Origin of the sequence: Hymenobacter defluvii (assembly GCF_017589435.1) — a bacterium.
In the GTDB taxonomy this organism is placed as follows: Bacteria; Bacteroidota; Bacteroidia; order Cytophagales; family Hymenobacteraceae; genus Hymenobacter; species Hymenobacter profundi.
The window spans coordinates 296,330-305,641 of the sequence record NZ_JAGETX010000005.1 but is presented as its reverse complement, the minus strand read 5'-3'; the positions used below and the strand labels follow the sequence as shown (position 1 = coordinate 305,641).

Below are 9,312 nucleotides of genomic sequence, written 5' to 3'. Positions count from 1 at the left end.
TTGCCCTGTGAAAAATACCCCCTACCTTACCCCAGACGCCCTGACGACGTTTATCCGCACGGCGCTGGCCGAAGACGTAGGCGATGGGGACCATTCCACATTGTCCGCCATTCCGGCTGCCGCCCGCAAACGCGCCCGACTGCTGGTGAAGGGCACAGGCGTGATTGCCGGGGTAGAGCTGGCCCAGTTGATTTTCCGGGAAGTGGATCCGGCCTTGCAGATAACCGTCTACCTGCCCGATGGCAGCCGCATCCAACCCGGCGACGTGGCCTTTGTAGTAGAGGGCCCTGCCCGTAGCATTCTCACGGCTGAGCGGCTGGTGCTCAACTGCATGCAGCGCATGAGCGGTATTGCTACCATCACGGCCCGCCTCACCGAGCTACTGGCCGGCACCAAGGCCCGCCTGCTCGATACGCGCAAGACTACCCCCAATTTTCGTTTGTGCGAGAAGTGGGCTGTGGTCATTGGTGGGGGCGTAAACCACCGCTACGGGCTGTTCGACATGATTATGCTGAAGGACAACCACGTGGACTACGCTGGTGGAATCCGGGCGGCCATTGAGGCTACGCATGCCTACCTGGCGAGCACCGGCCGCACGCTACCCGTGGAAATAGAAACCCGCACTCTGGCCGAAGTGCAGGAAGCCCTGGACACGGGCGGAATCTCGCGTATCATGCTCGATAACATGACGCCCGCCCAAATGCACGAGGCTGTAGAATTGGTAGCCGGCCGCTACGAGCTGGAAGCTTCGGGGGGCATCACGGAAGAAACCTTGGCCGCAGTAGCTGCCACCGGCGTCGACTATATCTCGGTGGGTGCCCTCACACACTCGGCCGGCACGCTGGACATGAGCCTGAAAGCATTCTAAGGTACTGATTTTCGATGAGTTGGTGTGCTGGTGGACGAGCTGGTTATTGGCTCGGAAACAACACTTTAGTTAATTAGGAGCATATCAAACTGTCAGAAAATCAGCATATCAACCCATTAAAAATCAGCACATCAATATACCATGCAACAACCTAATCAGCGAGGAGTGCGGCAGGCGCAACAGCCCTCGCCCCTCGCGATTCGCACGAAGAAAACGCAGCTCGATACCAATACCTACACGCGCCTGGCTATGGCGCAGGTCTGGAAAAAGGAATGGTGGTACGCTCTCATCCCGTTTGTAGTGGGAGTGCTGCCTGCCTTGATCTGGCCCTCGTGGTGGTGGCTGGCGTCGGGGGTAGTGCTTACGGTGCTGTACGTGCTGCTACGTTCGGCGCAGATTACGGGCGTGACGCAGATGGAGCAGAGCAAGCCGCTATTTGAACGCGTGAGCTACGAAATCGACAACCGCCAGCTCATTGCCCGCCTCAACGAAAAGCAGGGCATGAACATCGGCTGGGAAATGATTGGCCGCGCCCGCGTGGCGCCCGATGGCTACATGCTGTACCTGAAGCAGGGCGAGGCCCCGCAGGAGCTGGCCGGCTGGCGCCGCTGGGTGGCCCGCACCTTCGACGTGCCAGTGTTTATGCTGCTGCCACCGCGCATCTTCAACTCGCCCAACGATATCAAGCTGTTTGAGGCTATTTTGCGGCGCAAAAACCTGCTGCCCGCCGAAACCAAAGCAGCGTAACATTTGGGTGGCGCCGCGGGTACATCTGTGTGTACCTTTGTACTCGTAAGCAGGTAAGCTTCCTTTTTTACGTAGTCCGCTTCGGCATTTTCTTCCTTATTGATATGACCAAAAAACTTCTGCTCTCCGGCCTTGCCCTGGCCACCCTCGCCCTGAACGCGTGCAGCAGCGAACCTTCGGATTGGCGTCCGGATAAGAAAGTATCGACAGACCTAGTTGCCCCTGGCACGCGCTCTGATACTTACTTTATGAATGAGGGAGAACAGCAGGGTGGCAGCAAGCCTGAAACGCAGGCAAATGGTGCTGCCATCCCACGCCCCATCAACTCGGGCGTAACGCTTGACGAGCGCGCTATGCCTAATCCAAAGAAAACGGTGTCGGCTAACGACCAAGAGATTCGGCATGAGCAGGGCGAAGCCGCCCAGGAAAAGGCAAAAGCCCGCTCCCGCTCGGTACAGGACGACGACTCGCACCAATAGAGATGGATTTTTCGTTGGGCCAGTTGATGCTTCGTCCGGCAACGGGTTTGCTGCTAGGGGCAATGTTGCTGCTAGGTGCTTGCCAGTCGGAGCCAGCTACCACCGCCGCGCCTGCCAACACAGAAGCAGTTACTCCCGCGCATACCGCTGCCTATGTGTGCCCTATGGGTTGCCAGGGTAGTGAAAGCAACAAGCCGGGTAAATGCCCCGTGTGTGAAATGGATTTAGTTGCTAACCAAGCTACTCCAGCTACAGAATAGAATCAACGAAAACTTATTTTTTGCAACGTTGTTTCAAAATAATGTCTGTTAAATACCCGAAAAGAAAGGGGGCGCGGATAGCGCCCCCTTTCTTTTCGGTGTGAGAGTGGCAGGCATTTTTCTTTTTAGAGCATCGTATGTGGCTTGCCATTTTTAGTTTGTTCCTGACGGTGTTGGGAGCTGGTTTGTTGACCAGACTAGTGCCTACCCTGCATACCGTTTGGCTGAAGCCGCTGCTGGCTTTTGGGGGAGCCTACCTTTTCACACTCACTGTAATGCACCTGCTGCCGGAGGCGTTGCTGCTGCTGCCAGAGCAACCCCACCGCGTGGGCTACTATGTGCTGGCGGGTTTTTTTGGGCAGTTGCTGCTAGAGGTGTTTTCGCAGGGGGTAGAGCACGGGCATGTGCACGCCCACGCCCACGAGCGGCCGATAGGCCGAGTGCCTTACGCGTTGCTGGGCGCGCTGGTCTTGCATTCTTTCTTGGAGGGTAGTATTCTGGTTAAGGCGCCGCAGGCAGGCGACGTAGCAAGTAATCTGTATGCCGTACTGATTGGTATTACGCTGCACCACATTCCGGCGGCATTTGCGCTGATGGGCACCCTGCTGTTGCAGTTGGGCAGCTTCCGGCGGGCACTGCCCTACCTATTGCTGTTTGCTTTAGCCGCACCGGCAGGCATTGTATTTAGCAATTATATAGTACTGGAACAGCTGCTCCACAGCGGGTGGTATGCTGCCCTGTTGGGCTTGGTGGCCGGCAACTTTCTGCATGTATCGACTACTATCCTATTTGAAACCAGCCCTGAGCATCATCTAAACACCCGCAAACTGGTGGCTACACTGGCCGGTGCCCTGCTGGCCCTAGCCGTAGACGTGCTATAGCGCAGGGGACTAACAGGAGTTAGAAAAGCAACTGTTGTCCTGTATGTTACGGAGAGCAGTATGGAATGGCAAGCCATTACAACCCTTCCACCACAAAACCCAAAAAGGCGGCCTGCTGTATAGCAGGCCGCCTTTTCAATTAACGGAGGGTAGGGGAAAGCCCTACTTCCGTACGGGAGCTTTACGAACCGGCGTTTTCTTAGCCGGTGCTTTTTTAGCCTTGCTGGCAGGTGCAGCGGGTTTTGTTTCGTTCAGTTCCTTCAGGGTAGGCTGGGGGCCATATTTGGCCTCAGCGGGGTTCGTGTCGCCGGGCAGGTACAGGTCGAAATCCACGCGGCGGTTGAGGGCGCGGCCGGCCTCCGTATCGTTGGTGGCAATAGGCTTGCTTTCGCCATAGCCCCGCGACTCAATGCGCGACTCGGCAATGCCTTTTTCAATCATATACTGACGGGCACTGGAAGCGCGGTCATACGACAGCTGCTGGTTATAAGCGTCGCTACCCTTGCTGTCGGTATGGCCGGCAATGCTCAGGTTATAGTCGGGATACTCATTTAGAATGCTCACCAATTGCTCTAGCTTGGGGTAGGAAGAAGGCTTCAAGGCCGCTTTGTTGAACTCAAACTGGATGTATTTAGTAGCCTCGTTGAGTACCTTCTTGGTTTCGGCTTTCACCTCGGGGCAACCTTTGTTGGAAGCCGGGCCTGGCGTGTTAGGGCAGCGGTCCTCGTGGTCAGGCACGCCATCACCGTCTTTATCCAATGGGCAGCCGGTAGCGTCAACGGCTACGCCGGCGGGGGTGTTGGGGCACTTGTCGTCCTTGTCAGCTACACCATCCCCGTCGGCATCGGGGCAGCCTTGCAGCTCCGGCTTGCCAGGCGTATCGGGGCAGGCATCCTCAGAGTCACGTACGCCGTCACCGTCGCGGTCGGGGCAGCCTTCCAAGGTAGCTAGGCCTTTCTCGTCGGGGCACTTGTCCTGGTAGTCGGGTACACCGTCACCGTCGCGGTCAAGCGGGCAGCCGTTTTCGTCAACAGCTACACCAGCCGGGGTGCCAGGGCACTTGTCTTTGCGGTCTGACACACCATCGCCATCTTCATCTTTGGCTTTGCCGAAGGCAAGGTTCAGCCCTGCCGAGTGTTGCAATAACCGGTCGTCCCAGCCGTCGTTGTCGTGGTTGGGGTTGCCATCGAGGTTCGCTTTGTAGCCTACCACCTGCGAAGTCTGCACAAAAATGCCAAGGTTGCCGCTAATGCGGAAGTTGATACCCAAGCCAGCCTGACCGGCAAATTTAGTTTCGTCGCGGCTGAATACAGTATTCCTATTATTCAAACGATACTGCCCATCGCTGCTGTAGTACAGAATACCGGGCGCCAACAGGATGTATGGCTGAATAAAGGCGTCTTCCTTCAAAGCCCAGCCATTGTTCAGCATCAACTTAATGGGCACATTCGCACTCACCACGTTGGTGTTGAAGTTGCTGCTGTTGGTGCCCAACGATTTTTTCAACTCCACATAGCTACCCTGCAAACCGATGCTCAGGCCAGGGGCAACGTATTGGCTGATGGAGATGCCAGGTCCCCACTTTGCACGGCTGAAGTCCCAGTAGTCGGAACCCAGATTGCCTTTGTACTGAAAACCATTAGCCGAAATACCGACAACCGTTTTGTACTCAGAGGTTTGTGCTTGGGTCATAAGTGGAGTTAAGGCGCTGATGGCCAGGCCCGCACTCAATGCCCGAAGGGTAGAGAATGTCAAAGACATATAAATAAAGAAGAGAATTGAATGATTCTGGTCGTTGGAATTTGACCGGCCAGCACAGAATTATACCACCCTTCACCAGAAAGGTTACTCTCTATCTATATTTCCGAAAGCTAATTTTTTGACGCACTATCGAGTTGGGTTGCGAACGGGTATAATCACTTGATTTATAGATACTCGTCTGCTTCCAGCGTGCGCCCGCTGCCATATACAAATTGCTCTAATTGCAGGGCGCGGGCCCGCTGCCGCATCAGCTCCTGCTGGAGCTGCTGCATGCGGCGGCGCATGGCCAGCACTACATCGATGGCCGTGGTGCTCAGGCCTAGTTCGTGCTGAAGACGGGCCAGGCGGGCTAGGTGTTCGGGCTCGTCGCGGATGGTGTCGGGGGCGCCGGGAGCAAGCTGTACCAAGCCCAACTCCACAAACTCGCGCAGGTCCTGCTCACGCAGGCCGTACGTGGTGGCGCAATCGTGATAAGTAATCGTGATGACGTGCGTTTCCATGTTGCTGATTATCAGTGATTGGTTGTTGGTTATTAGGGGGATAGTAGTTAGTTGTCAGCAGGTAGTTGCCAGTTAAATGGTACCAGCAACTACCTGCTGACAACTAACCGCTACCCTCTAACATCACTCATTGCGCAGTGCGGCTAGTTGACGGAACAGGTCTTTTTCCTGCTCGGTGAGTTGCTGGGGTAGGCTGAGGGTAAGGCGCAGATATAAGTCGCCGAACTGGCCGGGCTGGTCGTAGACCGGGAAGCCCTTGCCCCGCAGACGCAGGCGAGTGTCGTTTTGAGTTTCGGGCTTGATCTTGATCTTAACGCTACCTGATAAGGTATCCACTACTTGGTCGCCGCCCAAAATAGCCTTGTACACACTCACGGGTACTTCCTGGGTCAGGTCGTTGCCGGTGCGGGTATAGCGCGGGTCAGGCTCGATGCGGAAAGTGAGGTACAGCGAACCGGCCGGGCCGTCGTTGAGCCCCGGCCCGCCTTGGTTGCGCAGCCGAATGGTTTGGCCGTCTTCCACGCCCGACTTCACCGCGAGGCGTAGGTTTTTGCCGTTCACGGTGATGGTGCGCGGGCCGCCCTGGTAGGCTTCTTCTAGAGTCAGTACCAACTCGGCTTGGTAATCCTGGCCGGCGCGGGCGCGGGTGCCCCCGGCCCGGCCGCCGCCCATGCCGCCGAAGATATTGCCGAAAAAGTCGGAGAAGTCGGCCCCGCCAAACGGGTCCTCACCGCCCCCGCCAAACCCGCCGCCCTGTGCATACTGCGACCAATCGAAGCCGCCGCCCGCGCCCTGTGCGCCACCCGCGCCTGCTTGCTGATAGCGCTGCCAGTCGGCGCCGAGCTGGTCGTACTTGCTACGCTTTTCTGGGTCGCTGAGCACCTCATTGGCCTCGTTCACCTCCTTGAACTTACGCTCCGCTTCGGGGTCGTTGGGGTTCACGTCGGGGTGATACTGGCGGGCCAGCTTGCGGTAGGCTTTCTTGATCTGATCGGCCGTCGCGTTTTTTTCTACGCCCAGGGCCTTGTAATAATCCTTGTAGTCCAAAGCAGTTGATGGTTTGATGTGCTGATGGAGGAGGTATGCTGGGCTGCTGATGGACGCGCTGCATAAAGCATCGAATCAATCAGCAGCACAACAGCACATCAAAAACTATTTTTTCAACGGGTCGTGGCCCCAGTTCATAAGGGAGTAGCGCCAGCGCGAATGTTCTTTGTCTTTCTCAGGACCCTGAGCCGAGTGGCGGCCGATGTAGCTGTGCACCTTGTGCATATGGGCGTAGTCGTCGTCGGTAAGGTCGGCTTTCTTCTTGTGCAGAATGTCGATGATGTGCTCGCCCGACTTATGGCCGATGCTTTCCCCGTCGCCGCTGTCCTGTCCTACCTCCTTCGACTCATCAGTTTTCAGCCACTTCTCCAGCTCGGAGGCCGTCATGTTTACTTGGTCTTTGAACTGCTTGTATACTTCTTCGTTTTCGGTGTCGTTAGAGGCTTTGCTCATGGTAGTGGGAGAATGAAAGGTCAGTAGATCCGGACAGGGGAAACACCCGTATTTCTTACCAAAAACGAGTGGCAGCGCCTTCTGGTTACTGCCATGTTGCTGACTGGCAAATCACCTGCTACCTAGCTCCGGCTCCTCGCCACACTCTTCACCTATTCCTACCCTACCCATGAAAGTTACCGTACTTCTCGCCGCCTTGTTGCTGAGTAGCACCGCCCTAACAGCCCAGGCCCAAACCACCCCATCCGCCCGCAAAACAGTACAGCCCAAACCCCGTGTGACGCCCAAAGGAGCCACCATGAAAGAGGGTTTTATGATGAAAGATGGGCAAGTGATGCGTACGCAAAGCGGCGCCACCAATCCACTGCGCGACGACGTGACCCTACCCAGCGGCGTCAAAGTAGCCACCAACGGCACGCTCACCGCCACCGATGGCCGCAGCGTTACCTTGCAGGAAGGCGATATGGTATCGCCCACGGGGCGCCTCACCACGGCCGCCTCCGTGGCTGCTCAGGACAGCCTGGCCCGCGCCACGATGGACAAAGCCAAAAGCGGCAAAAAGAAGGGCAAGCGGAATTAGAGGCTGTTTGCGTTGAATAGTGAACGGTGTAGAGACGCCTACTTGCGTCTCGTCGTTCGCGCCAGATGGCCGAAATCGTTCAACGACGAGACGCAAGTAGGCGTCTCTACATCGTTCTAATGCCCTTTTTTAGCTAATGCGAGCATCTTCTCAGCAGCCTGTCGTCTTGCTACCTTACTCCGAGTAGTCGCGTAGGATATCAAAGGCCTCTGCGTCGTCTTTGGCCTCCACCACTTCATCCATCACAAACTGAATTTCGGCTTCTGACCAGTGCTGGGCCTCGGCCGCTTTCACAAAGGCGCCCAATGCCACAAACCGGCTGGTAGCAGCAGGAAACGACCATTTCACTTTTTTGCGGATACGCATAAGGTAGGGTTAAGGGTGAATCAGCGAACGGCCCGCACCACTTTCAGCTGCACAGGCGTCACGCCCGCATCCAGCAGCCCAATCTTACGAGCGGCCTTGCGCGATAAGTCGATGACGCGGCCTTTGACGTGCGGCCCCCGGTCGGTGATGGTGACTTTGACGGAGCGGTGGGTGCTGGGGTTGGTCACGCGCACCACCGTGCCAAAGGGTAGGGTATTATGCGCTGCCGTGCGCCGGCCAGGGCGGTAGGTGCTGCCGCTGGCCGTTTTGCGGCCATTGAATTTATCGGCGTAGTAGGAAGCTTTGCCGGTCTGGGTGAAGGCGTTGCGTCCGCCACCGCAGGCAGTGAGCAGCAACAAGCCACCCAAAAACAGCCCCGGCCAACGTAGGCAAAACCGGTAAAAAAGAGGTATGGGCATGGCACGAAAGTAGGCGAAAAGCGGCAATTGCCTACCGGTTAGGCTTCGGGGTAGGGCGCGGCCGAGCCGGAATCCGTAGGCTGCGTAGCCGCTCAAAGCTTCCCTGAAATACGTTGAAATCGACGGTGCCTCGGATGCCAGGTACATACGATTCGTCGGAGTGCTGCCAGATAATCCACTTATCGGCGGGTAGGCGGGGGGTGTCTACCTCGTAGTGCGCCAGCCACAGCGGGTACTCATCGAAGTGTCCGGCCAGGTAGCGCCGGTAGAAGCCGTAGTTGGAGTAGAGAATGGGCCGCACGCCGTAGTGCCGCTCCACCAGCCGCATCCAAGTAGCCAGGTTGCGGCGCATGGTGGCTACATCATGAAAATTGGGGGCCTCTACGTCGAGCACGGGGGGCAAGTCGCCGGCTTGCAGGGGCACGGTGCGGGTAAACAGGTTGGCCTGGGCTGCGCCATCGTAGTTGGGCTGAAAGAAGTGGTAGGCCCCCCGGTATACGCCTGCCTTGCGGGCGCCCCGCCAGTTGGCCCGGAAGCGCGGGTCGCGCAGCGTTACGCCCTCCGTGGCCTTAATAAACGCAAATTGCACTTGGTGCCCCGCTACCAGCTTCCAGTTGATGCGGCCTTGGTAAGACGATACATCGATGCCGTGCACGGAATAGCCGGCCAGTAGCGGCGTGGCCTCCAGGCCCGTGAGGTGGCCGGTAATGAGGGTGGCGTAGGTGTGGCGCACGTAGCGGTGTAGCTGCCGCCGATAGCGCACATACACGAACAATGTCCCTACCAACAGCAACACCGCCACTAGCCGCCACGTGCGCCGAATGTTGGCGGCGCGGGCAGCCGCAGCAGCGGTAGCACGACGGGAGCGGTTGGTGAGAGTAGCCACACCGAAAGTAACGCAGGATTTCGACGCGATGGTGCCCGCCGGCGCGTAAAAGATGCCTTTTTTTA

At 57.3% G+C, this 9,312-nt stretch carries 13 protein-coding genes; 6 read left to right on the top strand and 7 right to left on the bottom strand.

Features of this window, described 5'->3' with window-relative positions; translation table 11 throughout:
* Positions 1-7: 7 nt before the first annotated feature.
* The 5 genes from nadC (at position 8) to J4D97_RS11715 (ending at position 3,235) form a co-directional block, all read left to right on the top strand.
* Positions 8-868 carry a carboxylating nicotinate-nucleotide diphosphorylase gene (gene nadC / locus J4D97_RS11730; protein WP_185281993.1) on the top strand — a complete coding sequence of 287 codons (861 nt, stop codon included), beginning with the start codon at positions 8-10 and terminating at the stop codon, positions 866-868.
* Between the two features lie 141 nt (positions 869-1,009).
* On the top strand, positions 1,010-1,615 hold the full coding sequence (locus J4D97_RS11725) for a hypothetical protein (RefSeq protein WP_185281994.1): 606 nt from the start codon (positions 1,010-1,012) through the stop codon (positions 1,613-1,615).
* Between the two features lie 104 nt (positions 1,616-1,719).
* Positions 1,720-2,094, top strand: a complete 375-nt coding sequence (locus J4D97_RS11720) for a hypothetical protein (protein WP_185281995.1) — start codon at positions 1,720-1,722, stop codon at positions 2,092-2,094.
* Between the two features lie 2 nt (positions 2,095-2,096).
* On the top strand, positions 2,097-2,354 hold the full coding sequence (locus tag J4D97_RS23975) for a heavy metal-binding domain-containing protein (RefSeq protein WP_219733350.1): 258 nt from the start codon (positions 2,097-2,099) through the stop codon (positions 2,352-2,354).
* A 137-nt stretch (positions 2,355-2,491) separates the two neighbouring features.
* Positions 2,492-3,235: a ZIP family metal transporter gene (locus tag J4D97_RS11715; RefSeq protein WP_185281996.1), complete on the top strand. Its 744-nt coding sequence runs from the start codon at positions 2,492-2,494 to the stop codon at positions 3,233-3,235.
* Between the two features lie 162 nt (positions 3,236-3,397).
* On the opposite strand, the gene J4D97_RS23740 is transcribed toward J4D97_RS11715, so the two are convergent.
* The 4 genes from J4D97_RS23740 to J4D97_RS11695 all read right to left on the bottom strand — a co-directional run bounded on the left by J4D97_RS23740 (position 3,398) and on the right by J4D97_RS11695 (position 6,996).
* Positions 3,398-4,996, bottom strand: coding sequence for an OmpA family protein (locus tag J4D97_RS23740; protein WP_279592432.1), 1,599 nt, complete (start codon positions 4,994-4,996; stop codon positions 3,398-3,400).
* A 164-nt stretch (positions 4,997-5,160) separates the two neighbouring features.
* Positions 5,161-5,496 carry a chaperone modulator CbpM gene (locus J4D97_RS11705; RefSeq protein ID WP_185281998.1) on the bottom strand — a complete coding sequence of 112 codons (336 nt, stop codon included), beginning with the start codon at positions 5,494-5,496 and terminating at the stop codon, positions 5,161-5,163.
* A 123-nt stretch (positions 5,497-5,619) separates the two neighbouring features.
* Positions 5,620-6,543 (bottom strand): DnaJ C-terminal domain-containing protein, encoded by a 924-nt coding sequence (locus tag J4D97_RS11700; protein WP_208307730.1) that lies wholly within the window; start codon positions 6,541-6,543, stop codon positions 5,620-5,622.
* 105 nt (positions 6,544-6,648) lie between these two features.
* On the bottom strand, positions 6,649-6,996 hold the full coding sequence (locus J4D97_RS11695) for a DUF3140 domain-containing protein (protein WP_208307729.1): 348 nt from the start codon (positions 6,994-6,996) through the stop codon (positions 6,649-6,651).
* 169 nt (positions 6,997-7,165) lie between these two features.
* Between J4D97_RS11695 and J4D97_RS11690 the strand changes: the two genes are divergently transcribed.
* Complete coding sequence (locus tag J4D97_RS11690; protein WP_208307728.1) at positions 7,166-7,576, top strand: DUF6799 domain-containing protein; 411 nt, start codon at positions 7,166-7,168, stop codon at positions 7,574-7,576.
* Positions 7,577-7,750: 174 nt separating this feature from the next.
* On the opposite strand, the gene J4D97_RS11685 is transcribed toward J4D97_RS11690, so the two are convergent.
* From J4D97_RS11685 to J4D97_RS11675, 3 genes are read right to left on the bottom strand one after another with little or no spacing between them, the layout of a single operon-like run.
* On the bottom strand, positions 7,751-7,942 hold the full coding sequence (locus tag J4D97_RS11685) for a hypothetical protein (protein WP_185282002.1): 192 nt from the start codon (positions 7,940-7,942) through the stop codon (positions 7,751-7,753).
* 20 nt (positions 7,943-7,962) lie between these two features.
* Positions 7,963-8,361: a septal ring lytic transglycosylase RlpA family protein gene (locus tag J4D97_RS11680; protein ID WP_208307727.1), complete on the bottom strand. Its 399-nt coding sequence runs from the start codon at positions 8,359-8,361 to the stop codon at positions 7,963-7,965.
* Between the two features lie 31 nt (positions 8,362-8,392).
* Positions 8,393-9,247: a glycoside hydrolase family 25 protein gene (locus J4D97_RS11675; protein ID WP_185282004.1), complete on the bottom strand. Its 855-nt coding sequence runs from the start codon at positions 9,245-9,247 to the stop codon at positions 8,393-8,395.
* Positions 9,248-9,312 lie beyond the last annotated feature (65 nt).

Bases quoted from the DNA above. Each gene is read 5' to 3' on its own strand.
- J4D97_RS11705 (WP_185281998.1), bottom strand. From the start codon at position 5,496: ATGGAAACGCACGTCATCACGATTACTTATCACGATTGCGCCACCACG.
- J4D97_RS23740 (WP_279592432.1), bottom strand. From the start codon at position 4,996: ATGTCTTTGACATTCTCTACCCTTCGGGCATTGAGTGCGGGCCTGGCC.
- J4D97_RS11725 (WP_185281994.1), top strand. From the start codon at position 1,010: ATGCAACAACCTAATCAGCGAGGAGTGCGGCAGGCGCAACAGCCCTCG.
- J4D97_RS11695 (WP_208307729.1), bottom strand. From the start codon at position 6,996: ATGAGCAAAGCCTCTAACGACACCGAAAACGAAGAAGTATACAAGCAG.
- J4D97_RS11690 (WP_208307728.1), top strand. From the start codon at position 7,166: ATGAAAGTTACCGTACTTCTCGCCGCCTTGTTGCTGAGTAGCACCGCC.
- J4D97_RS11715 (WP_185281996.1), top strand. From the start codon at position 2,492: ATGTGGCTTGCCATTTTTAGTTTGTTCCTGACGGTGTTGGGAGCTGGT.
- J4D97_RS11680 (WP_208307727.1), bottom strand. From the start codon at position 8,361: ATGCCCATACCTCTTTTTTACCGGTTTTGCCTACGTTGGCCGGGGCTG.
- J4D97_RS11685 (WP_185282002.1), bottom strand. From the start codon at position 7,942: ATGCGTATCCGCAAAAAAGTGAAATGGTCGTTTCCTGCTGCTACCAGC.
- J4D97_RS23975 (WP_219733350.1), top strand. From the start codon at position 2,097: ATGGATTTTTCGTTGGGCCAGTTGATGCTTCGTCCGGCAACGGGTTTG.
- J4D97_RS11720 (WP_185281995.1), top strand. From the start codon at position 1,720: ATGACCAAAAAACTTCTGCTCTCCGGCCTTGCCCTGGCCACCCTCGCC.